Source organism: Burkholderia sp. 4NA327C6 (assembly GCF_005502655.1).
GTDB lineage: Bacteria > Pseudomonadota > Gammaproteobacteria > Burkholderiales > Burkholderiaceae > Burkholderia > Burkholderia contaminans.
In genome coordinates, this window is sequence record NZ_SCNZ01000003.1 from 52,215 (window position 1) to 73,847 (window position 21,633).

General features: G+C 65.5%; 22 protein-coding genes and 1 pseudogene. 12 read left to right on the forward strand and 11 right to left on the reverse strand.

Annotated elements, in window-relative coordinates:
- Positions 1 to 52 precede the first annotated feature (52 nt).
- From FFS49_RS03740 to FFS49_RS03780, 9 genes are all read left to right on the forward strand, one after another.
- On the forward strand, positions 53 to 427 hold the full coding sequence (locus FFS49_RS03740; RefSeq protein WP_012328660.1) for an Mth938-like domain-containing protein: 375 nt from the start codon (positions 53 to 55) through the stop codon (positions 425 to 427).
- A 123-nt stretch (positions 428 to 550) separates the two neighbouring features.
- On the forward strand, positions 551 to 2,227 hold the full coding sequence (locus tag FFS49_RS03745) for a glycosyltransferase family 39 protein (protein WP_039366962.1): 1,677 nt from the start codon (positions 551 to 553) through the stop codon (positions 2,225 to 2,227).
- A 13-nt stretch (positions 2,228 to 2,240) separates the two neighbouring features.
- On the forward strand, positions 2,241 to 2,612 hold the full coding sequence (locus FFS49_RS03750; RefSeq protein WP_011352303.1) for an EamA family transporter: 372 nt from the start codon (positions 2,241 to 2,243) through the stop codon (positions 2,610 to 2,612).
- A gap of 133 nt (positions 2,613 to 2,745) precedes the next feature.
- A complete protein-coding gene (locus tag FFS49_RS03755; protein ID WP_039366965.1) occupies positions 2,746 to 3,897 on the forward strand; it encodes a DegT/DnrJ/EryC1/StrS aminotransferase family protein in 1,152 nt (383 codons plus the stop codon).
- A gap of 6 nt (positions 3,898 to 3,903) precedes the next feature.
- On the forward strand, positions 3,904 to 4,926 hold the full coding sequence (locus FFS49_RS03760) for a glycosyltransferase (RefSeq protein WP_039366967.1): 1,023 nt from the start codon (positions 3,904 to 3,906) through the stop codon (positions 4,924 to 4,926).
- Positions 4,923 to 5,870: a formyltransferase gene (locus FFS49_RS03765; protein ID WP_105818552.1), complete on the forward strand. Its 948-nt coding sequence runs from the start codon at positions 4,923 to 4,925 to the stop codon at positions 5,868 to 5,870. The genes FFS49_RS03760 and FFS49_RS03765 overlap by 4 nt, the downstream gene beginning before the upstream one ends.
- Positions 5,867 to 6,922, forward strand: a complete 1,056-nt coding sequence (locus FFS49_RS03770; protein WP_006482864.1) for a bifunctional UDP-4-keto-pentose/UDP-xylose synthase — start codon at positions 5,867 to 5,869, stop codon at positions 6,920 to 6,922. Before FFS49_RS03765 ends, FFS49_RS03770 begins: the two co-directional genes overlap by 4 nt.
- Positions 6,923 to 6,935: 13 nt before the next feature.
- Positions 6,936 to 7,832: a polysaccharide deacetylase family protein gene (locus FFS49_RS03775; RefSeq protein WP_046545884.1), complete on the forward strand. Its 897-nt coding sequence runs from the start codon at positions 6,936 to 6,938 to the stop codon at positions 7,830 to 7,832.
- Between the two features lie 108 nt (positions 7,833 to 7,940).
- A complete protein-coding gene (locus FFS49_RS03780; protein WP_031403668.1) occupies positions 7,941 to 8,402 on the forward strand; it encodes a peroxiredoxin in 462 nt (153 codons plus the stop codon).
- Between the two features lie 192 nt (positions 8,403 to 8,594).
- On the opposite strand, the pseudogene FFS49_RS42470 reads toward FFS49_RS03780, so the two are convergent.
- Positions 8,595 to 8,839, reverse strand: a pseudogene (locus FFS49_RS42470) (hypothetical protein); the annotation flags it as partial.
- Between FFS49_RS42470 and FFS49_RS03790 the strand changes: the two are divergent.
- Together FFS49_RS03790 and FFS49_RS03795 are read left to right on the forward strand one after the other, a co-directional pair.
- Positions 8,735 to 10,537: a PhoH family protein gene (locus FFS49_RS03790; protein WP_105818553.1), complete on the forward strand. Its 1,803-nt coding sequence runs from the start codon at positions 8,735 to 8,737 to the stop codon at positions 10,535 to 10,537. The pseudogene FFS49_RS42470 and the gene FFS49_RS03790 sit on opposite strands and share 105 nt — an antisense overlap.
- A gap of 237 nt (positions 10,538 to 10,774) precedes the next feature.
- Positions 10,775 to 11,869: a C40 family peptidase gene (locus FFS49_RS03795; protein WP_105818554.1), complete on the forward strand. Its 1,095-nt coding sequence runs from the start codon at positions 10,775 to 10,777 to the stop codon at positions 11,867 to 11,869.
- 153 nt (positions 11,870 to 12,022) lie between these two features.
- On the opposite strand, the gene FFS49_RS03800 is transcribed toward FFS49_RS03795, so the two are convergent.
- The 10 genes from FFS49_RS03800 to FFS49_RS03845 all read right to left on the reverse strand — a co-directional run bounded on the left by FFS49_RS03800 (position 12,023) and on the right by FFS49_RS03845 (position 19,667).
- Entirely contained in the window at positions 12,023 to 13,033 is a 1,011-nt protein-coding gene (locus FFS49_RS03800) for an inorganic phosphate transporter (RefSeq protein ID WP_046543500.1), read from the reverse strand.
- 10 nt (positions 13,034 to 13,043) lie between these two features.
- Positions 13,044 to 13,670 (reverse strand): DUF47 domain-containing protein, encoded by a 627-nt coding sequence (locus tag FFS49_RS03805; protein ID WP_039366987.1) that lies wholly within the window; start codon positions 13,668 to 13,670, stop codon positions 13,044 to 13,046.
- A 139-nt stretch (positions 13,671 to 13,809) separates the two neighbouring features.
- Positions 13,810 to 15,192: a replicative DNA helicase gene (locus FFS49_RS03810; protein WP_006486249.1), complete on the reverse strand. Its 1,383-nt coding sequence runs from the start codon at positions 15,190 to 15,192 to the stop codon at positions 13,810 to 13,812.
- A 140-nt stretch (positions 15,193 to 15,332) separates the two neighbouring features.
- Positions 15,333 to 15,785 carry a 50S ribosomal protein L9 gene (rplI, locus tag FFS49_RS03815; protein ID WP_039366989.1) on the reverse strand — a complete coding sequence of 151 codons (453 nt, stop codon included), beginning with the start codon at positions 15,783 to 15,785 and terminating at the stop codon, positions 15,333 to 15,335.
- Between the two features lie 27 nt (positions 15,786 to 15,812).
- The gene (gene rpsR, locus FFS49_RS03820) at positions 15,813 to 16,088 is read right to left on the reverse strand and encodes a 30S ribosomal protein S18 (RefSeq protein WP_006486248.1); all 276 of its coding nucleotides are present in this window, start codon (positions 16,086 to 16,088) and stop codon (positions 15,813 to 15,815) included.
- A gap of 4 nt (positions 16,089 to 16,092) precedes the next feature.
- Positions 16,093 to 16,392, reverse strand: a complete 300-nt coding sequence (gene priB / locus FFS49_RS03825; protein WP_011657069.1) for a primosomal replication protein N — start codon at positions 16,390 to 16,392, stop codon at positions 16,093 to 16,095.
- Between the two features lie 40 nt (positions 16,393 to 16,432).
- Entirely contained in the window at positions 16,433 to 16,807 is a 375-nt protein-coding gene (gene rpsF / locus FFS49_RS03830) for a 30S ribosomal protein S6 (protein WP_006402295.1), read from the reverse strand.
- A 242-nt stretch (positions 16,808 to 17,049) separates the two neighbouring features.
- Complete coding sequence (locus FFS49_RS03835) at positions 17,050 to 17,946, reverse strand: anti-sigma factor (RefSeq protein ID WP_105818555.1); 897 nt, start codon at positions 17,944 to 17,946, stop codon at positions 17,050 to 17,052.
- Complete coding sequence (locus tag FFS49_RS03840; RefSeq protein WP_039366995.1) at positions 17,936 to 18,577, reverse strand: RNA polymerase sigma factor; 642 nt, start codon at positions 18,575 to 18,577, stop codon at positions 17,936 to 17,938. Before FFS49_RS03840 ends, FFS49_RS03835 begins: the two co-directional genes overlap by 11 nt.
- A 178-nt stretch (positions 18,578 to 18,755) precedes the next feature.
- Entirely contained in the window at positions 18,756 to 19,667 is a 912-nt protein-coding gene (locus tag FFS49_RS03845; protein ID WP_039366999.1) for a LysR family transcriptional regulator, read from the reverse strand.
- A gap of 171 nt (positions 19,668 to 19,838) precedes the next feature.
- Here FFS49_RS03845 and gcl point away from each other — a divergent pair, with 171 nt between their 5' ends.
- On the forward strand, positions 19,839 to 21,614 hold the full coding sequence (gene gcl / locus FFS49_RS03850) for a glyoxylate carboligase (protein WP_039367001.1): 1,776 nt from the start codon (positions 19,839 to 19,841) through the stop codon (positions 21,612 to 21,614).
- Positions 21,615 to 21,633: the final 19 nt, after the last annotated feature.

Below are 21,633 nucleotides of genomic sequence, written 5' to 3' on the forward strand. Positions count from 1 at the left end.
GGGCCCGTGTGGCCCTGCGATACATTCCCCTACGGAACCGCGGAATACCGATTTGAAACTGCACCAGGATACGAGCGGCGCGCTCAACACCGTCACCGGCTACGGCCCCGATTATGTCGACGTCAATCTCGAACGCCATGAAACGAGCGTCATCGTGCTGCCCGGCGCGCCGGTCCAGGCGTGGCCCGTGTCGTCGTTCGACGCGCTCGCGCCGGAGCATTTCGCGATGCTGCTCGACCCGACACCCGAACTCGTGATCTTCGGCAGCGGCGCGCGGCTGCGCTTTCCGCACCCGCGGCTCGTCGCGGCGCTCACGGCGAAGCGGATCGGCGTCGAGACGATGGATTTCCAGGCCGCCTGCCGCACCTACAACATCCTGATGGCCGAGGGCCGCAAAGTCGCCGCCGCGCTCTTAATTGAACGTTAATCCCCGATGCGGTAAAACTCGGGCCGGCGCAGCGGGTCGATCCCCGGATCGGTCCGGCCGGGCCGCCCGCCCCCGGCGCAACCCGCCGGCGGCCCGTCACAATAACCAACAGGCTGAAAATCCATGAACGATACGCCGTCGAGGCTACCGCTCAATCGCATCACGCTCGTCCTCCTCGTCGTCGCACTCGCGATCGTCTGGTTCGCGCCGCTCGGGCTGCGCCACCTGATCCCGAGCGACGAAGGCCGCTACGCGGAAATGGCGCGCGAGATGTTCGTCACCGGCGACTGGATCACGCCGCGCTACAACGGCTACAAGTATTTCGAGAAGCCGCCGCTGCAGACCTGGCTGAACGCGCTCACGTTCGCGTGGTTCGGCATCGGCGAATGGCAGGCGCGCCTCTACACGGCCGTCGCGAGCTTCGCGGGCATCCTGCTGGTCGGCTACACCGGCGCGCGCCTGTTCAACCCGCTGTCGGGCTTCCTCGCAGCCGTCGTGCTCGCCAGCGCGCCGTACTGGAACCTGATGGGCCACTTCAACGCGCTCGACATGGGGCTCGCATTCTGGATGGCGCTGTCGCTGTGCTCGCTGCTGCTCGCGCAGCGGCCCGGGCTGCGCCCGGCCGCCGCACGGGGCTGGATGTGGGCATGCTGGGCCGCGATGGCGTTCGCGGTGCTGTCGAAGGGCCTCGTCGGCCTGATCCTGCCCGGCGCCGTGCTCGTGCTCTACACGCTGATCGCGCGCGACTGGGCGCTGTGGAAGCGCCTGTACCTGGTGAGCGGCCTCGTGATCTTCTTCGCGATCGTCACCCCGTGGTTCGTGCTCGTCCAGCAGCGCAACCCCGAGTTCTTCAACTTCTTCTTCATCGTCCAGCAGTTCCGCCGGTACCTGACCCCGGAACAGAACCGCCCGGGCCCGCTCTACTACTTCGTGCCCGTGCTGCTGGTCGGCTTCCTGCCGTGGCTGTCGGTCGCGTGGCAGAGCATTCGCCATGCGCTGCGGATGCCGCGCCAGCCGAACGGCTTCTCGCCGATGCTCGTGCTGCTGATCTGGAGCGCATTCATCTTCCTGTTCTTCAGCGCGTCGCACTCGAAGCTGATCTCGTACGTGCTGCCGGTCGCGCCGGCGCTCGCACTGATCATCGGCGCGTACCTGCCGCTGATGAGCGCCGACCGGTTCCGCCGCCACCTGCTCGGCTATCTCGTGTTCCTCGTCGTCGCGGCGTTCGGGGTCATCTTCCTTGCGTACCAGGGCGATGCCCGCACGCCGAACGCGCTGTACCGCGCTTTCCAGATGTGGCTGTACGCGGGCCTCGCGGTCGCAGCCGTGCTGACGCTCGCGGCCGCCTGGCTGAACCGCCGCACGGGCGTGGCTGCCGCGCTCGCCGCATTCGGCGCCGCCTGGCTCGCGTTCGGCACGATCGGCGGCACCGGCCACGACGAATTCGGCCGCTACAGCTCGGGCGCGCTCCTCGCGCCGGCCGTGCGCGCCGAGCTGGCGAAACTGCCGGCCGACACGCCGTTCTACTCGATCGAGATGCTCGATCACACGTTCCCGTTCTATATGGGCCACACGACGATCATGGTCCAGCGCCAGGACGAGCTCGCGTTCGGGATCTCGATGGAGCCGAACAAGTGGATTCCGACCGTCGACGAGTGGATCACGCGCTGGAAGCAGGAAACCCATGCGCTCGCGATCATGCCGCCCGGACAATACGACGCCCTGGTCAAGCAAGGCGTGCCGATGCGCGTGATTGCACGCGACAACCGCCGCGTGATCGTCGAGAAACCGCAATCGTAAGGACGCCCGCTGCATGAATCCCGTTTCGTTCGTCTGCATCATCACCGGCGTGATGCTCAACGCCTGTGCGCAACTTCTGCTGAAAGCCGGCGTCAACGCCGTTGGACACTTCGAATTCAGCCGTGCGAACATCATCCCGGTCGGCCTGAAGATCGCGACCCAATTGCCGATCATCGGCGGCCTCGGCTGCTACGTGCTGAGCGTCGTGGTCTGGATCGTCGGGCTGTCGCGGGTCGACGTGTCGATCGCGTACCCGATGCTGTCGCTCGGCTACGTCGTCAATGCGTTCGCGGCCTGGTACCTGTTCGGCGAAGTGCTGTCGGTCCAGCGGCTCGTCGGCATCGGCATCATCCTGATCGGTGTGCTGGTGCTCGCGCGCAGCTGAGCACGCCCCGCCGTGCACATTAAGCGTCCGCCTACAAAAAATCACGGTGCGAATCGGCCAACCGGTGTTTAATGCCGGTTTCGGACGGATCGCCCGACCCTTTTATTACACGCCATTACAGGCCAAAGCGTACATGAGCCAGACTACCGCTCCGTTTCTGCCGTTCACCCGCCCCGAGATCGATGAGGAAACCATCCAGGGCGTCGTCGACGTACTGCGCTCGGGCTGGATCACCACCGGCCCGCAGTGCCAGAAATTCGAAGCGGCGCTGTCCGAGTACTGCGGCGGCCGTCCGGTCCGCGCGTTCAATTCGGGCACCTGCACGCTCGAGATCGGCCTGCGCATCGCGGGCGTCGGCGCCGGCGACGAAGTGATCACGACGCCGGCGTCGTGGGTCTCGACCAGCAACGTGATCCTCGAGACGGGCGCGACGCCCGTGTTCGCCGACATCGATCCCGTCACGCGCAACATCGACCTCGACAAGCTCGAGCAGGCGATCACGCCGCGCACGAAGGCGATCATTCCGGTGTTCCTGTCCGGCTTGCCGGTCGACATGGACCGCCTGTACGCGATCGCACGCGCACACAAGCTGCGCGTGATCGAGGATGCGGCGCAGGCGTTCGGCTCGACGTGGAACGGCAAGCGCATCGGCGCGATCGGCGACATCGTGTCGTTCAGCTTCCACGCGAACAAGAACCTGACGACGATCGAAGGCGGCGCGCTCGTGCTGAACAACGAGGAAGAAGCGACGCTCGCGCAGAAGTACCGGCTGCAGGGCATCACGCGCACGGGCTTCGACGGGATGGACTGCGACGTGCTCGGCGGCAAGTACAACCTGACCGACGTCGCCGCGCGCGTCGGCCTCGGCCAGTTGCCGCACATCGAACGCTTCACCGCGCAGCGCCGCGCGCTGGCGCGTGCATACTTCGCCGAATTCGACGGCAGTGCAGCCGTGAAGCTCGGCGTCGGCCTGCCGATCGCCGAATTCGAGAACGGCAACTGGCACATGTTCCTGATCACGCTGCCGCTCGAGCGCCTGACGATCACGCGCGCCGAGTTCATGGCGCAGATGAAGGAACGCGGCATCGGCACGGGCATCCACTACCCGGCGATCCATCTTTTTACGCTGTACCGTGCACGCGGCTTCAAGGAGGGCATGTTCCCCCACGCCGAACGGTACGGCGCGTCGACCGTCACGCTGCCGCTCTTCACGCAGATGACGGAAGGCGACGTGCGTCGCGTGGTCGACGCCATCAACCAGATTTGCGAACAATACGGAAAATAAGCGTACATGAGTCACCTTGAAGCACGCGCCGGGCATCCGGGCGCCGCGAACCCGGAAGTATCGATCATCATCCCCGTGTACAACGAGGAAGATGGCCTGGCTGCGCTGTTCGCGCGGCTGTACCCGGCACTCGACGCACTCGGCACGTCGTACGAAGTGATCCTGATCAACGACGGCAGCCGCGATCGCTCGGCCGCGATGCTCGCCGATCAGTTCCACGTACGTCCCGACACGACGCGCGTCGTGCTGCTCAACGGCAACTACGGCCAGCATATGGCGATCCTCGCCGGCTTCGCGCAGTCGCGCGGCGAGATCGTCATCACGCTCGACGCCGACCTGCAGAACCCGCCCGAGGAAATCGGCAAGCTGATCGCGAAGATGCGCGAGGGCTACGACTACGTCGGCTCGATCCGCAAGCAGCGCCAGGACAGTCTGTGGCGGCGCAAGGCGTCGCAGATGATGAACCGTCTGCGCGAGCGCATCACGCGCATCAAGATGACCGACCAGGGCTGCATGCTGCGCGCGTACAGCCGCCGCATCATCGACACGATCAACGTGTGCGGCGAAGTCAACACGTTCATCCCCGCCCTCGCGTACACGTTCGCGCAGAAACCGACCGAAATCGAGGTCGCGCACGAGGAGCGCTTCGCCGGCGAGTCGAAGTACTCGCTGTACAGCCTGATCCGGCTGAACTTCGACCTCGTGACGGGCTTCTCGGTCGTGCCGCTGCAGTGGCTGTCGTTCATCGGCGTGATCCTGTCGCTCGGCTCAGCCGCGTTGTTCGTGCTGCTGCTCGTGCGACGCTTCATCGTCGGCGCGGAAGTGCAAGGCGTGTTCACGCTGTTTGCCATCACGTTCTTCCTGCTCGGCGTGATCATCTTCGCGCTCGGCCTGCTCGGCGAATACGTCGGCCGCATCTACCAGCAGGTGCGTGCACGGCCGCGCTACCTGATCCAGGCCGTGCTCGAGCAGCACGACGGCGTGCCGGCAGTGCCGGCCGGCGCAAACCGCACGGGTGCCACGCAATGAAGCCGCGCGCTGTCGTCTTCGCATATCACAACGTCGGCGTGCGCTGCCTGCAGGTGCTGCTCGCGCGCGGCGTCGACGTCGCGCTCGTCGTCACGCACGAGGACAACCCGAACGAGAACATCTGGTTCGGCAGCGTCGCGTCCGTCGCGGCCGAGCACGGCATTCCGGTCGTCACGCCGGCCGATCCCGCCGATCCGGCGCTGCGCCGCGCGGTTTCCGACGCGCAGCCGGACTTCATCTTCTCGTTCTACTACCGGCACATGCTGCCGGTGGACCTGCTCGCGATCGCGCCGAAGGGCGCGTACAACATGCACGGGTCGCTGCTGCCGAAATACCGGGGTCGGGTACCGACCAACTGGGCGGTACTGAACGGCGAAACCGAAACCGGCGCGACGCTGCACGAGATGGCGGCGAAACCCGACGCCGGCGCGATCATCGGCCAGACCGCGGTGCCGATCCTGCCGGACGACACCGCCACGCAGGTGTTCGACAAGGTCACGGTAGCCGCCGAGCAGACGCTCTGGCGCGTGCTGCCCGCGCTACTCGCCGGCGAGGCGCCGCACCTGCCGAACGATCTCGCCACCGGCAGCTACTACGGCGGGCGCAAGCCCGAGGACGGTCGCATCGACTGGTCGAAGCCGGCCGCGCAGGTCTACAACCTGGTGCGCGCGGTCGCGCCCCCGTATCCGGGCGCGTTCACGGACGTCGACGGCACGCGTTTCGTGATCGCACGCGCGCGCCTCGCGGCGCCCGGCAGCACGGCAGCGGCCGCCGCGGCAGATTTGCCGCCCGGCCTGCACGTAAGCGATAATGCGCTATTCGGCGTCTGCGGCGACAGCCGCGCCCTATCCATTCTCGAGCTGTGGCAGCAGCGGGACGGCAGCGAAACCGTCGTGACGCCCGCGGAATTCGCGCAGTTCATTCATTCTCCCCGTCATTCATGAAAGCAAAAAAAGTCCTGATCCTGGGTGTGAACGGCTTCATCGGCCATCACCTGTCGAAGCGCATTCTTGAAACCACCGATTGGGAAGTGTTCGGCATGGACATGCAGACCGATCGGCTGGGCGACCTCGTCAACCACGAGCGGATGCATTTCTTCGAAGGCGACATCACGATCAACAAGGAGTGGGTCGAGTATCACGTGAAGAAGTGCGACGTGATCCTGCCGCTCGTCGCGATCGCGACGCCCGCCACCTACGTCCAGCAGCCGCTGCGCGTGTTCGAACTCGACTTCGAGGCGAACCTGCCGATCGTGCGTTCGGCCGTCAAGTACGGCAAGCACCTCGTGTTCCCGTCGACCTCCGAGGTCTACGGCATGTGCTCGGACGAGCAGTTCGACCCGGACGCATCGGCCCTCACCTACGGCCCGATCAACAAGCCGCGCTGGATCTACGCATGCTCGAAGCAGCTGATGGACCGCGTGATCTGGGGCTACGGGATGGAAGGCCTGAACTTCACGCTGTTCCGTCCGTTCAACTGGATCGGCCCGGGCCTCGACTCGATCTACACGCCGAAGGAAGGCAGCTCGCGCGTGGTCACGCAGTTCCTCGGCCACATCGTGCGCGGCGAGAACATCAGCCTCGTCGACGGCGGCTCGCAGAAGCGCGCGTTCACCGACATCGGCGACGGCATCAGCGCGCTGATGAAGATCATCGAGAACAAGGACGGCGTCGCGTCGGGCAAGATCTACAACATCGGGAATCCGAAGAACAATTTCTCGGTTCGCGAACTCGCGCACAAGATGCTCGAACTGGCGGCGGAATTCCCCGAGTATGCCGATTCGGCCAAGCAGGTGAAGCTCGTCGAGACGACGTCCGGCGCCTACTACGGCAACGGCTACCAGGACGTGCAGAACCGCGTGCCGAAGATCGACAACACGATGCAGGAACTCGGCTGGGCGCCGCAAGCGACGTTCGACGACGCACTGCGCAACATCTTCGAAGCGTATCGCGGCCACGTCGCCGACGCGCGCGCGCTCGTCGAACAGCAAGGCTGATCGGGACGTTCGCTTGGCTCGCATCGTCCTCAAGATCGACGTCGACACGCTGCGCGGCACGCGCGAAGGCGTGCCGAATCTCGCGCGCATCTTCGACCGCTTCAGTGCGCGCGCGACCTTCCTCTTCAGCCTCGGGCCCGATCACACGGGCTGGGCGCTGCGGCGCGTGTTCCGCCCCGGCTTCCTGAAGAAGGTGTCGCGCACGTCGGTGGTCGAGCATTACGGCGTGAAGCAGCTGATGTACGGCGTGCTGCTGCCGGGCCCCGACATCGGCCGCCGCGCGATCGCCGACATGCGCGCGATTCACGAGGCCGGCTTCGAATGCGGGATCCACACGTGGGATCACGTGTACTGGCAGGACAACGTCCGCGTGCGCGATCGCGACTGGACCGCGCGTGAAATGCAGAAGAGCCACGCGCGCTTCATCGAGATCTTCGGCGCGCCGCCCGTCACGCACGGCGCGGCCGGCTGGCAGATGAACGATTCCGCGTTCGAGCAGATCGACGCATGGGGGATGCGCTACGCATCCGATGGCCGCGGCCATTCGCCGTACCTGCCCGTCGTCAATGGCCGCACGCTGTCGCACGTGCAGATGCCCACCACGCTGCCGACGCTCGACGAAGTGCTCGGCATCGACGGCGTCGACACGCACAACGTCGCCGCGCACATCCTCAAGTTCACCGAAACCAATCCGCACGACCAGGTGTTCACGCTGCATGCGGAACTGGAAGGCCAGAAGCTCGCGCCCGTGTTCGAGCAACTGCTCGCCGGCTGGCGCGCGCAAGGCCACACGTTCGCGACGATGGGCGACTACCACGCAGCGCTGGACCGCGACTCGCTGCCATCGTACCCTGTCACGTGGGGCGAAATTCCCGGCCGCTCCGGCGAGCTGATCGTCCAGCCCGACTGAGTTCGCGCGTGCCGGCGTCGCCCGCTGCGCCCTTGCGGCGCACTGCCGCGACGCCCCGCCGAACCGCGCCGCCGCAGCGGCGCCTTTCCATAACAACAGGAGAAACACGTGTCCGTCGAAGTTGACCGTCAAGTTCCCGATTTCACCGCACCGGCCACGGGCGGCGACATTTCGCTGTCCGACCTGAAGGGCAGGAAACTCGTGCTGTACTTCTATCCGAAGGACAACACGCCGGGCTGCACGACCGAAGGGCTGCAGTTCCGCGATCTCTATCCGAAGTTCAAGAAAGCCGGCGCGGAAGTCATCGGCGTGTCGCGCGACAGCCTGCGCTCGCATGACAATTTCAAGGCGAAGCTCGAACTGCCGTTCCCGCTGATTTCCGATGCCGACGAAGCGCTGTGCGCGCTGTTCGATGTCATCAAGATGAAGAAAATGTATGGCAAGGAAGTGCGCGGAATCGAGCGCTCCACGTTCCTGATCGACGCCGACGGCGTGCTTCGCCAGGCATGGCGCGGCATCAAGGTACCGGGTCATGTGGACGACGTGCTAAGTGCTGTACAAGCGCTTTGAGGCGCGTTATATTGGGCCGCAATGAATGCCAGTTCGCCCCATATTTCTCGTAGCTGCGCCGGTGCTCGTTGCGATGCTTGCCGGCACCTGACGCGCATTACGACCGTATCAGCCGAGCCGCATGCCTCTATCGACGAGGCAGCGGCTTTTTTTATGGATTGCGCGCCGGGCCTCGGTCCGGCCCTCACCGCGTCAAGGAGCTGATCGACACTTAGGCGAACCGGCTAGACGAACTTCCTGTGCGCCACCGCGCGCAAACTGCATGCGTCTACGTCACGCAGGATGCGATCAGCGGCGCACGCCATGCGACACGATTCCTCCCGAGGGACACCATGCCTTTGCCTACTCCCCCCAGCAAGCTCGGCAGCCTGCTGCCGCCCGACGAATACAAGGCGAAAGCGCGGCCCGCGAAAGCCGCGAAGAAATCCGCCGAAGGGGACGCATCCACAGCCGGTGACTTTGGTCCGGCGAGCGTGGCCCAACCGATGACCGAAGCCGCGAACACGGCCGCGCCGCTGCGCGCCGTCGCGTCTTCGACGCAAGATGCCGCAAGCACACCCGCACGTGGCCGCAAGCCGAAACAGACGGCTACCCTGCTGCAGCCGATGCCGGCGGCCGCCGAACCCGCGGCGCCGATCGTCGCGCGCAACGACAAACCGGCTGCCGACAGACCGGCCGCCGCCCCCGCGCGCGATACCGGCGCCGCGACGAAGTCGCGCAGCCGCAAGCCCGCGGAAGCCGAACAGCAGAAGCTGTTCGTGCTCGACACCAACGTGCTGATGCACGACCCGAGCAGCCTCTTCCGCTTCGAGGAACACGACGTCTATCTGCCGATGATGACGCTCGAGGAACTCGACAACCACAAGAAGGGGATGTCCGAAGTCGCGCGCAACGCACGCCAGGTCAGCCGCACGCTCGACGCGCTCGTCGCCGATGCCGGCGCGATCACGGCCGGCATTCCGCTGTCGCGCCTCGGCAGCCGCGAGGCGCTCGGCCGCCTGTACTTCCAGACCAAGCTCGCGGATATCGCACCCGTCGAAGGCTTGCCCGAAGGCAAGGCCGACAACCAGATCCTCGGCGTCGTGCGCGCGCTGCAGCGCGACCGGCCCGACCGTCAGGTCGTGCTGGTGTCGAAAGACATCAACATGCGGATCAAGGCGCACGCGCTCGGCCTGCCCGCGGAAGACTACTTCAACGACCAGGTACTCGAGGATTCCGATCTCCTGTACAACGGCGTGCGCGAACTGCCACAGGACTTCTGGACCAAGCATGCGAAGGGCATGGAGAGCTGGCAGGACACGAAGACGGGCACCACGTACTACCGCGTGACGGGCCCGCTCGTCGCGTCGATGCTCGTCAACGAGTTCGTCTATCTCGAGCCGCAGAACGGCGAGCCGACGTTCCATGCGATCGTCCGCGAGCTGAACGGCAAGACGGCGCTGCTGCAGACGCTGCGCGACTACAGCCACCACAAGAACAACGTGTGGGGCATCACCGCGCGCAACCGCGAGCAGAACTTCGCGCTGAACCTGCTGATGAACCCCGAGATCGACTTCGTCACGCTGCTCGGCCAGGCCGGCACCGGCAAGACGCTCGTCGCGCTCGCGGCCGGCCTCGCGCAGGTGCTCGACGACAAGCGCTACAACGAGATCATCGTGACGCGCGCGACCGTGCCCGTCGGCGAGGACATCGGTTTCCTGCCGGGCACCGAGGAAGAGAAGATGCAGCCGTGGATGGGCGCATTCGACGACAACCTCGAAGTGCTGCAGAAGACCGACGACGCGGCTGGCGAATGGGGCCGTGCCGCGACGCAGGAACTGATCCGTTCGCGCCTGAAGGTGAAGAGCATGAACTTCATGCGCGGCCGCACGTTCGTCGACAAGTACCTGATCATCGACGAGGCGCAGAACCTGACGCCGAAGCAGATGAAGACGCTCGTCACGCGCGCGGGCCCGGGCACGAAGATCGTGTGCCTCGGCAACATCGCGCAGATCGACACGCCTTACCTGACCGAGGGCAGCTCGGGCCTCACGTACGTCGTCGACCGCTTCAAGGGCTGGGGGCACAGCGGCCACGTGACGCTCGCGCGCGGCGAACGCTCGCGGCTCGCCGACTACGCGTCGGACATCCTGTAACGCGGCCAGCCGGCCGATCGGCCGACTGTCGACGCCTCGCGGCGCTCCGGAAACGGAGCGCCGTTTTTATTTGGGGTCGAAAACGCAAGTAACGCTTCGTCACGCAACAACGCTGTTTACGCGCGAAACTTCAAGTAAATTCTCAAGAATGGTTGCTTAAGCCCCGCCGGAGCGTCTACCATCGGGTCTGTCTGTTGTCATACGATTCGCGAGCGCGCCGCGCTTGCCCGCCTTGCCATGCTTCGAATCTGGGTTCCCGTTGCTGTCGTTTCCCTGCTTGCGGCCTGCTCCAGCGTGCCGCCGCAGTCGGCATCGCGCTCCGATTCGGGCATGAGGATCACGACACCGCGCGCGTTTCCCGCTCCTGCCAATTTCCCGAAATTCGTCGATCACAGCGTCGGCCAGGAAGAAATCTCGATCCAGGCGATGAGCCTCGTCGGCGTCCCGTATCGCTGGGGCGGCAACACACCGACGAGCGGCTTCGACTGCAGCGGGCTCGTGCGCTACGTGATTGGCCGCGCGGCCGACGTGAACCTGCCGCGCACGACCGCCGACATGAGCAGCCGCGGCGTATCGATCGACCCGGACCAGATCGCGCCGGGTGACCTGATCTTCTTCAATACGACCGGCCGCGCGCATTCGCACGTCGGCATCTACGTCGGCAAGCTGCGCTTCGTCAACGCACCGTCGACGGGCGGCACCGTGCGGCTCGACTACCTGACGAACCCGTACTGGGCCAAGCGTTTCGACGGTATTCGCCGCGTCGCGCCGCCGCGCGGGGCGCCTACGCCGTTCGACGCGCCGACCTACGAGGCGAAGCGCGACGAGCCGCGCAGCGCGCCGGCGGCCGTACCGGCCACGGTGGTCGCAACTGCCGCTGCGCCGCGGCCGCCTGCCTATGCGTCGTCGCAAGCGAGAACGGCGCAGGCGCCTGCGCCCTCGCCCGTCATCGCTGCCGCGCCGGTCGTGACGACCGCCGCAGCCGCACCTGCTGCCCCGGCCGCCGATCCGTACGAACCGCCGCCACCGCGTATGCAGGCCGCGCAGCAACAGGCAACGTCAACGAATGACGGCATGACCGCGATGACGGCCAATGCAGCGCCTGCCGCCCCGGTGGAGTCCGGCACGCAGATTCCGACGACGGCGCTCACGGCCGCTCAGGCCGCCGCGTTCGATGCCGAACCGCCACCTGCCGCCGCGTCGGCGTCTCCGCGCAGTATCGAGCCCGCACCTGTGCAGGTATTGCGCGCGTCGACGCAATCCGCGCCTGTCCGCCCGCGCACCAGTACGACAGACGATCCGATCGCGCGGTTTGCGAACGGAAGCTACTGACCGGTTGCCCGAACCTCGACAGTAAATGACGTTGGCGGTATCTGCCGCCGCCCCCCCCCGTTCCGTCGAAAACTTCCCCGCTCCAAAAGAAAATGCGCCGCAGCCTCTCGGCTTGCGGCGCATCGGATGTCGATCCGGCTACGACGTCGGCAATCAGAAGATCTGGTGGCCGAGCCACCATCCGCCGGCCGCGAACAGTGCGGCCGCGGGCAGCGTCAGCACCCATGCCCACACGATGTTGCCGGCCACGCCCCAGCGCACGGCCGACAGCTTCTGCGTTGCACCGACACCGACGATCGCACCGGTGATCGTGTGCGTGGTCGACACCGGAATGCCGAGGAACGATGCGAGGAACAGCGTCATCGCGCCACCGGTTTCCGCACAGAAACCGCCGACCGGCTTGAGCTTCGTGATCTTCTGGCCCATCGTGCGCACGATGCGCCAGCCGCCGAACAGCGTGCCGAGGCCCATCGACAGGTAGCACGCGCCGATCACCCACGCCGGCGGCGCATCGGCGGTTGCCGACGCATAGCCCGACGCGATCAGCAGCATCCAGATGATGCCGATCGTCTTCTGCGCGTCGTTGCCGCCGTGCCCGAGGCTGTACAGCCCCGCCGACAGCAGCTGCAGCCGCCGGAAGCGCCGGTCGACCTTGCTGGGCGCGGTGCGGAAGTACAGCCACGACACGCCGAGCATGAACAGCGAGCCGAGGATGAAGCCGAGCAGCGGCGAGATGAAGATGAACGCGATGGTCTTCAGCAGCCCGTCGATGTTCAGCGAGCTCCAGCCCGACTTGGCGAGCGCCGCGCCGACCAGGCCGCCGATCAGCGCGTGCGACGAGCTCGACGGAATCCCGTAGTACCACGTGATCACGTTCCAGCCGATCGCACCGACCAGCGCGCCGAATATGACGTAGTGGTCGACGATCTCGGGGTCGATCGTGCCTTTACCGACGGTCTGCGCGACTTTCAGGTGGAAGATGAAGTACGCGATCACGTTGAACGCGGCCGCGAACACGACGGCCTGCTGGGGCTTCAGCACCCCGGTCGACACGACGGTGGCGATCGAGTTCGCCGCGTCGTGAAAGCCGTTCATGAAGTCGAATACGAGCGCGACGAGCACCAGCGCCGCGACCATCCATAGGGCGAGTTGTATCGAATGCATCGTGGTCCGCTCAGGCGTTTTCCAGCACGATGCCTTCGATGATGTTCGCGACGTCCTCGCACTTGTCGGTGATCTCTTCGAGCAGCTCGTAGATCGCCTTCAGCTTGATGAGCGTCTTCACGTCGTCTTCCTCGCGGAACAGCTTCGACATGGCCGCACGCAGCACGCGATCGGCCTCCGACTCCCAGCGGTCGATCTCCTCGCACTGCTTGAGGATCTGCGCCGACTGCTTCATGTCGGAAAGCATGGCCACTGCCTGCTGCACGTGCTGGGCCGACTGCGTGACGATGTGCGCGAGCTGGCTCGCTTCGGACGTGACGGCACGGACGTCGTACAGCGACACGGCCGTCGCGACGTCTTCCATCAGGTCGAGGATGTCGTCCATCGTCGTGATCAGCTTGTGGATCTCGTCGCGATCGAGCGGCGTGATGAACGTCTTGTGCAGCAGATCGATCGCCTCGTGCGTGAGCTTGTCGGCGGCCTTCTCGGCAGTCTGCACGTTTTGCTTGTGAATCTCGGCGTCGGCGAGATTGTCGATCAGCAGTTCGAGTTCGCGGCCACCGGAAACGATGTGCTTCGCGTGCGCGTTGAAGAGTTCAAAGAACTTGCCCTCGGTGGGCATGAATCGACCGAACATGGGATTCCTGAGAGATTGTCAAACTACTGTCACGAAAACGGGCGACATTGTACCGTTTTCGGTCGCGACGCGACGCGCGCACATGCGCGCGCCGGGATTGGATACAACGTTTGGCGATTTAGGGCTTTACAAACCGGCGTTACTCGCCGTAGAACGTCTGCGCCCCTGCAAAGTTGTCGAACTTCGTGTATTGCCCCAGGAACGTGAGCCGAACGGGGCCGATCGGACCGTTACGCTGCTTGCCGATGATGATTTCGGCCGTGCCCTTGTCGGGGCTGTCCGGGTTGTAGACTTCGTCACGGTAGATGAACAGGATCACGTCCGCGTCCTGTTCGATTGCGCCCGATTCGCGCAAGTCCGACATCACCGGGCGCTTGTTCGGACGCTGTTCGAGGCCGCGGTTCAGCTGCGACAGCGCGATCACCGGCACGTCGAGTTCCTTCGCGAGGCTCTTCAGCGATCGCGAGATTTCCGAGATTTCGGTCGCGCGGTTCTCCCCCTGCGACGAACCCGACATCAGCTGCAGGTAGTCGACGATGATCAAGCCGAGCTTGCCGCACTGCCGCGCCAGACGCCGCGCGCGCGAGCGCAATTCCATCGGGTTCAGGCCGCCCGTCTCGTCGATGAAGAGCTGCGCCTCGCTCATCTTCTGCACGGCGTGCGTCAGTTTCGGCCAATCCTCGTCCGTCAGGCGGCCCGTGCGCATCCGGTGCTGGTCGAGCCGGCCGATCGAGCCGAGCATCCGCATCACGAGCTGGGTGCCCGGCATTTCCATCGAGAACACCGCGACCGGCAGCCCGTACTCGACCGCGACGTATTCGCCGATGTTCATCGAGAATGCGGTCTTGCCCATCGACGGTCTTCCCGCAACGATGATCAGTTCGCCGCCGTGCATCCCCGACGTCATCCGGTCGAGGTCGACGAAGCCCGTCGGCGTGCCCGTGACGTCGCTCGGGTTCGCCGTGTGGTACAGCGTATCGATGCGCTCGACGACCTGCGTGAGCAGCGGGCCGATCTCGAGGAAGCCCTGGTTGCCGCGCGCGCCCTCTTCGGCGATCGAGAACACCTTCGACTCGGCCTCGTCGAGCAGCTGGCGGACTTCCTTGCCCTGCGGGTTGAACGCATCGGCCGAGATCTCGTCGGCGACCGACACGAGCCGGCGCAGCACCGCGCGGTCGCGCACGATTTCCGCATAACGGCGGATGTTCGCCGCGCTCGGCGTGTTCTGTGCGAGCGCGTTCAGGTAGGCAAGCCCGCCGACGTCGTCGGCTTTGCCGGACGTGGTCAGCGCTTCGTACACGGTCACGACGTCGGCCGGGCGCGTCGACGCGATCAGGCGGCCGATGTGCTCGTAGATGATCCGGTGGTCGTAGCGGTAGAAATCGCCTTGCGACAGGAAGTCGGCAATCCGGTCCCAGGCCGCGTTGTCGAGCAACAGGCCGCCGAGCACCGACTGCTCGGCTTCGACCGAATGCGGCGGGACTTTCAGCGATTCGATTTGAGGATCTTGCGGCGCGTTCATGGGTTGGGATTATCGCGAATAGATGGCGGCAGCGCTACCACCGCTTGCCGGCGAGCGCGCAATAAAAAAGGCAGGCCCCGGTTGCCCGGGCGCCTGCCCTTGTCCGGACGGCGGAAGCCGCCCGGAAAGCTTGCGTACGCTTACGCGTGGTCGCCGATCACGTTGATCGTGACGTCGACGACGACGTCCGTATGCAGCGCGACCTGGACGCTGTGCTCGCCGATCATCTTCAGCGGGCCTTCCGGCATGCGAACTTGCAGCTTCTCGACTTCGAAACCTGCCTTCTTCAGCAGTTCCGCGACGTCGCCGTTCGTGACCGAGCCGAACAGACGGCCGTCAACGCCCGACTTCTGCGTGATTTCGAACGACTGGCCGTTCAGCTTCTCGCCGACTGCCTGCGATGCTGCCAGCTTTTCAGCGGCGATCTTTTCGAGTTCAGCGCGGCGAACTTCGAATTCGGCGATCGCTTCCTTCGTTGCGCGGCGAGCCTTGCGGTTCGGGATCAGGAAGTTGCGAGCGTAACCGTCCTTGACCTTGACGATGTCGCCGAGGTTACCCAGATTGGCGACTTTTTCCAACAGAATGATTTGCATTCGAATTCTCCTTTTTGCGTCGCCTGATTACGCCTTGTGCTGATCGGTGTACGGCAGCAGCGCGAGGAAACGCGCACGCTTGATGGCCGTATCCAGCTGACGCTGATAGTGCGCCTTCGTACCCGTCAGACGAGCCGGCGTGATCTTGCCGTTTTCGCCGATGAAGTCCTTCAGCGTTTCCGTGTCCTTGTAGTCGATCTGCTCGACGCCTGCGGCCGTGAAACGGCAGAACTTCTTGCGCTTGAAGAGCGGGTTTTGTTGCTGACGACGCTTGTCGAATTTCTTACCAGTCGGGCGGGGCATGATTTCAGTCCTTTCCAATGTCCTGCAATGCTGTGATGTGAAACACCAAGGTTCTCGCGTTGCGGCTCTTTTTTGCCAGGAAGCCCGTGAACAGCGTTTCGACGCCCATTTCACGACTCTCCAGCCTGCCGCTCGCCTCACCGGCCGCCACCGCCTCGATCGTCATTTCGACCTGACGGGGAATGCCTGCTTCGACGACTTCCGTGCGGTGATGCAATGTGGCGCTTGCGATCGGAACACCTGCCGGCGTATATCGCACCGGTGCGCGTTCGACGACGCTTGCCGTCAATTGCAACCTGTTCACGTGAGTGACGCGCTCCTTGATGGCTTAATGAGTGACGAACTTAAGCCTGCGCTTCGGTCGGCTGAGCTGCAGCCGCCTTCTTGGCTTCTTCGCGCTGAACTTCCTTCATCATCGGCGACGGGCCGGTTTCGGCCTTCTTCATCTTGACGATGAGGTGGCGCAGCACGGCGTCGTTGAACTTGAACGCGTGTTCGAGTTCGTCGAGCGTCGTCTGGTCGCACTCGATGTTCATGCAGACGTAGTGAGCCTTCGCGAGTTTCTCGATCATGTAGGCCAGTTGGCGACGGCCCCAGTCTTCGACGCGGTGGATCTGACCGCCGTGCGACGTGATCGTGGTCTTGTAACGCTCGATCATCGCGGGCACTTGCTCGCTCTGATCGGGGTGCACGATGAATACGATTTCGTAATGACGCATTACACACTCCTTGTGGATTAAAGCCACCCGGGCGTCTGAACCGGTGTGGCAAGTGAGAAGCCGAAGATTCTAACCCGGATACGGGGCACATGCAAGACCAATCGACGATTCGCACACGGATTCGGCCATGTTTTCAACGACTTGAAGGGCGCGCCCGGCAAGCGGGCCGCCCTTCGACTCTCTTTTCCCGGTCAGGGTCGGAACAGAAGCTCGCGGCGGGCCCGTAGCCCGCAGCCGTGCCGTCACTCGGTGCGCGTGACCCCGAGCCGCGCATCGAGCGCGGTCCTGAATGCCGCGAGCGCCGACGGCTCGGCGTCGGTCACGGCCCACCACGTCATCCCGGCCGCGTCCCACCGGTCGAGCGCGTAGCCCTGCGACACGGTCGAGTACGGCGCCCCTGCCCCCTCTCCGGCCGGCCGCACGTAGACGTCGATCACGTGCTGCCGGTAACGGTAGACGAGCACCGCGACGCGGCGACGCCCGACGTAGTCGAGCCGGCCGCCGACCAGCGCGAAGCCGTCCGCCGCGAGATCCTCGACCGGCGGCGCATAGTCGATCCGGCCGTTGAACCACGGCTTGACCGTATGCCGGTCGGTCGAGATCACGTCGATGTCGCGCGCCGACAGGTCGGCCCGCACGTGGCTCGACACGAGTTCGTCGACCGTGCGGTCGGTCTCGGCGTGGCGGGCGGACAACGCCATCCCGCCCGCCGCGGCAAGCGCCACCAGCAGCGCGACACCCCAACCGAGGCCGGGCAGCGCGGCAACGCGCGGCCCCATGCCGGCCGACGCCGGGCGTGCCGCCCCGCCCTGGCCCGTCAGCCACGAAAACCAGCGGCGACCGCGTGGACGCGGCTGCGGCTTTGAGCGCGGTTCGGGCTGCGGCTCCGCCCGCGCCTGCTCGCGCACGGGCGCATCGGCCGCTGCCGGCAGGCTCGCGAGAATGCTGGCCCGCAACGCATCCGGCGCACGGTGATAGTCAGCCTGGCGCACGGCCTGCACCAGCGTGACGATCCGCGCGCGTTCGCGGCGGCACGCTTCGCACCCTTCGACATGCTGCTGGACCCGCAACGCATCGGGCGCCGACAGCTCGCGGTCGACGTCCGCGTCCAGCAACGCTCGCGCTTCGTTACAGTCCATCGATAGCCTCCGATGCGGTTCCGCCAGCCGGCGTACGGCCCGGCCTGCCTTCGGTCGCCGGTGCCGGCGGGCCGCCCAGCAGCGCGGCGAGCTTGCGCCGGCCCCGTGCGAGCCGCGACATCACCGTGCCGACCGGCACGTCCGCGATCGCCGCAATCTCGCGGTAGCTCAGGTCCTCCATCTCGCGCAGCACGAGCACCTCGCGGTATTCGGGCGGCAGCTTCGCGAGCGCTTCGTTCACGAGCCGCACGTTCTCGCCGCGCAGCAGGTGCGCGAGCGGATCGTCGGTCGCCGGTTGCCAGTCGTCGGGCACGTCGGTGTCGTCGAGCGTGTCGGGCAGCGCGACCTCGTGCGCATGCGTGCGGCGTCGCCATTCCGTGTACCAGGTATGGCGCACGATCGTCAGCAGCCACGGCCGCGCGTTGTCGCCGCGACACGAATCGACGAAGCGCAGTGCGCGCATGCACGCGTCCTGGACGACGTCGTCCGCATCGCCGGCGTTGCCGCTCAGCCAGCGCGCGAGATTGTATGCGGCGTCGAGATGTGGCAGCACGAGCGCACGAAACCGCTCGCCACGCGCAACCGCGTCGTCTGCCGACCGCTCTTCGACCGCCTGTCCGGCTTGCCCCACATGGCCTCCCTGGTCCCGGCGGCCGAAGCCGCGCCCGTTCCGGACACGGTGCCCGGACAGACCGGCAACGTGCACGCTTGATGACCTTACCGTCGTTGCGTCGAGTTTATTCCCGCGACGCGCGGCTGAAGCGCAAATAAATCGTCAAACGGCCCGGTGGCCAGGCCGTCCGTGCCGGTTACGGCGTGGTGCTCCAGTAGCCCGGGCTCGCGTAAGCGGCGCGCAGGTAGTCGATGAAGTAGCGCACGCGCGCCGGCACGTAGCGCTGCTGCGGGTAGACCGCGAGGATGTCGTAGTCGGGCAACGCATATTCGTCGAGCACGGTTTCAAGCTCGCCCGTCTCGAGCTGGGCGGCGATTTCCCACGTCGAGCGCCAGCCGAGCCCGAGACCTTCGGCCACCCAGCGGTGCAGCAGTTCGCCGTCGTTGCAGTCGAGATTGCCTGCGACACGCATCGTCGCGATCTTGCCGTGGCGCTGGAAATACCAGCCGCGGTTCTGCCCGCCCTGCAGGTTGAACGCCAGGCAGTTGTGCTTGAGCAGGTCGTCGAGCGACTTCGGCCGGCCATGCTGGCGGAAATATCCGGGCGTGCCGCACACCACGCGCCGGTTCGACGCGAGCTTCACCGCGACGAAGTTCGGATCGACGGCCCCGCCGATCCGGATCGACAGGTCGTAGCCTTCGCGCACGAGATCGACGACGCGATCGGTCAGGTTGAACGACAACTGCATCTCGGGCTTGTCGGCCAGAAAGCCGGGCGCATGCGGCGCGACATGCTTGCGCCCGAATGCGGCCGGCGCGGACACGATCAGGTGCCCGCTGACCGCGCGCCGCCCGGCGGCCAGTTCGTTCTCGGCCTGGTCCCATTCGGACAGGAGGCCGCGGCAACGCTCGAGGAACGCCGCGCCCTCCTCGCTGACCACCAGCCGCCGCGTCGAACGGTACATCAGCTTCACGCCGAGACGCTTTTCGAGCGCGTCGATGCGTCGCCCCAGCACCACCGGCGACACGCCCTCCTCGAGCGCCGCCGCCGCCAGGCTGCCGGCATCGGCCACCCGCACGAACGTCTCGATCTGCTTGAAGCGATCCATCTCCCGTCTCCGTCTCTGTTCCGGCGCCAGCGGAAAGCCCGCCAGGCCGTCATTCCATACTTTTAGTTTCGAAAAAAGCGACTGCGGCTGATCTTATCAAACCTTTCCTGCATCCCTAAAGTGTCCCCAACAGACCCACTTGCAAGATCCACCCCATTCAAGGAGACATTCATGGCCAAGATGAGAGCCGTCGACGCAGCTGTGCTCGTGCTCGAGAAAGAAGGCATCCAGACCGCATTCGGCGTGCCGGGCGCAGCGATCAACCCGTTCTACTCGGCCATGCGCAAGTCCGGTGGCATCAGCCACGTACTGGCACGCCACGTCGAAGGCGCGTCGCACATGGCCGAAGGCTTCACGCGTGCGGCCCCGGGCAACATCGGCGTGTGCATCGGCACGTCGGGCCCCGCCGGCACCGACATGATCACGGGCCTCTACTCCGCCTCGGCCGACTCGATTCCGATCCTCGCGATCACGGGCCAGGCACCGCGTGCCCGCCTGTACAAGGAAGACTTCCAGGCCGTCGACATCGAATCGATCGCGAAGCCCGTCACGAAGTGGGCCGTCACCGTGCGCGAACCGGCGCTCGTGCCGCGCGTGTTCCAGCAGGCATTCCACCTGATGCGCTCGGGCCGTCCGGGCCCGGTGCTGGTCGACCTGCCGATCGACGTGCAGCTCGCCGAAATCGAATTCGACATCGACACGTACGAACCGCTGCCGGTCTACAAGCCCGCTGCCACCCGCGCGCAGATCGAGAAGGCGCTCGCGATGCTCAACGACGCGGACAAGCCGCTGATCGTGTCGGGCGGCGGCGTGCTCAACGCAGCGGCGGAAGACCTGCTCGTCCAGTTCGCCGAAACGATCGGCGTGCCGGTGATCCCGACGCTGATGTCGTGGGGCGCGATTGCGGACGACCACCCGCTGATGGCCGGCATGGTCGGCCTGCAGACGTCGCACCGCTACGGCAACGCCACGATGCTCGCGTCCGACTTCGTGCTCGGCATCGGCAACCGCTGGGCGAACCGCCACACGGGCAGCGTCGAGGTCTATACGAAGGGCCGCAAGTTCGTCCACGTCGACATCGAACCGACGCAGATCGGTCGCGTGTTCGGCCCGGATCTCGGCATCGTGTCGGACGCGAAGGCCGCACTGGAGCTGTTCGTCGCCGTTGCACAGGAATGGAAGGCCGCCGGCAAGCTGAAGGACCGCAGCGCGTGGGTGTCGGAATGCCAGGAGCGCAAGCGCACGCTGCAGCGCAAGACCCACTTCGACAACGTGCCGGTCAAGCCGCAGCGCGTGTACGAAGAGATGAACAAGGTGTTCGGCCGCGATACCTGCTACGTCAGCACGATCGGCCTGTCGCAGATCGCCGCCGCGCAGTTCCTGCACGTGTTCAAGGCACGCAACTGGATCAACTGCGGCCAGGCCGGCCCGCTCGGCTGGACGATCCCCGCCGCGCTCGGCGTGCGTGCAGCAGACCCGGGCCGCCCGATCGTCGCGCTGTCCGGCGACTACGACTTCCAGTTCATGATCGAGGAACTGGCGGCCGGCGCGCAATTCAAGCTGCCGTACGTGCACGTCGTCGTGAACAACTCGTACCTCGGGCTGATCCGCCAGGCGCAGCGTGCGTTCGACATGGACTACTGCGTGCAGCTCGCGTTCGACAACGTGAATGCGCCGGAACTGAACGGCTACGGCGTCGACCACGTGGCCGTCGCGGAAGGCCTCGGCTGCAAGGCGCTGCGCGTGTTCAAGCCGGAAGAGATCGAGCCGGCGCTGCGTCAGGCGCAAACGCTCGCGGAAGAGTTCAGCGTGCCGGTGGTCGTGGAAGTGATCCTCGAGCGTGTGACGAACATCTCGATGGGCACCGAAATCGACGCGATCAACGAATTCGAGGATCTCGCCGAAAAGGCCGAGCACGCACCGACCGCGATCTCGATGCTCGACTGAACCGCACGACATTTTTGAC

What these genes read in the sequence shown, in the direction of transcription:
- FFS49_RS03790 (WP_105818553.1), top strand. Translation starts at nt 8,735, where the DNA reads ATGCCTTTGCCTACTCCCCCCAGCAAGCTCGGCAGCCTGCTGCCGCCC.
- rpsF (WP_006402295.1), bottom strand. Translation starts at nt 16,807, where the DNA reads ATGCGTCATTACGAAATCGTATTCATCGTGCACCCCGATCAGAGCGAG.
- FFS49_RS03765 (WP_105818552.1), top strand. Translation starts at nt 4,923, where the DNA reads ATGAAGCCGCGCGCTGTCGTCTTCGCATATCACAACGTCGGCGTGCGC.
- FFS49_RS03810 (WP_006486249.1), bottom strand. Translation starts at nt 15,192, where the DNA reads ATGAACGCGCCGCAAGATCCTCAAATCGAATCGCTGAAAGTCCCGCCG.
- FFS49_RS03755 (WP_039366965.1), top strand. Translation starts at nt 2,746, where the DNA reads ATGAGCCAGACTACCGCTCCGTTTCTGCCGTTCACCCGCCCCGAGATC.
- FFS49_RS03805 (WP_039366987.1), bottom strand. Translation starts at nt 13,670, where the DNA reads ATGTTCGGTCGATTCATGCCCACCGAGGGCAAGTTCTTTGAACTCTTC.
- FFS49_RS03795 (WP_105818554.1), top strand. Translation starts at nt 10,775, where the DNA reads ATGCTTCGAATCTGGGTTCCCGTTGCTGTCGTTTCCCTGCTTGCGGCC.
- FFS49_RS03750 (WP_011352303.1), top strand. Translation starts at nt 2,241, where the DNA reads ATGAATCCCGTTTCGTTCGTCTGCATCATCACCGGCGTGATGCTCAAC.
- FFS49_RS03760 (WP_039366967.1), top strand. Translation starts at nt 3,904, where the DNA reads ATGAGTCACCTTGAAGCACGCGCCGGGCATCCGGGCGCCGCGAACCCG.
- FFS49_RS03800 (WP_046543500.1), bottom strand. Translation starts at nt 13,033, where the DNA reads ATGCATTCGATACAACTCGCCCTATGGATGGTCGCGGCGCTGGTGCTC.
- FFS49_RS03835 (WP_105818555.1), bottom strand. Translation starts at nt 17,946, where the DNA reads ATGGACTGTAACGAAGCGCGAGCGTTGCTGGACGCGGACGTCGACCGC.
- FFS49_RS03770 (WP_006482864.1), top strand. Translation starts at nt 5,867, where the DNA reads ATGAAAGCAAAAAAAGTCCTGATCCTGGGTGTGAACGGCTTCATCGGC.
- FFS49_RS03745 (WP_039366962.1), top strand. Translation starts at nt 551, where the DNA reads ATGAACGATACGCCGTCGAGGCTACCGCTCAATCGCATCACGCTCGTC.
- gcl (WP_039367001.1), top strand. Translation starts at nt 19,839, where the DNA reads ATGGCCAAGATGAGAGCCGTCGACGCAGCTGTGCTCGTGCTCGAGAAA.
- rpsR (WP_006486248.1), bottom strand. Translation starts at nt 16,088, where the DNA reads ATGCCCCGCCCGACTGGTAAGAAATTCGACAAGCGTCGTCAGCAACAA.
- rplI (WP_039366989.1), bottom strand. Translation starts at nt 15,785, where the DNA reads ATGCAAATCATTCTGTTGGAAAAAGTCGCCAATCTGGGTAACCTCGGC.
- FFS49_RS03845 (WP_039366999.1), bottom strand. Translation starts at nt 19,667, where the DNA reads ATGGATCGCTTCAAGCAGATCGAGACGTTCGTGCGGGTGGCCGATGCC.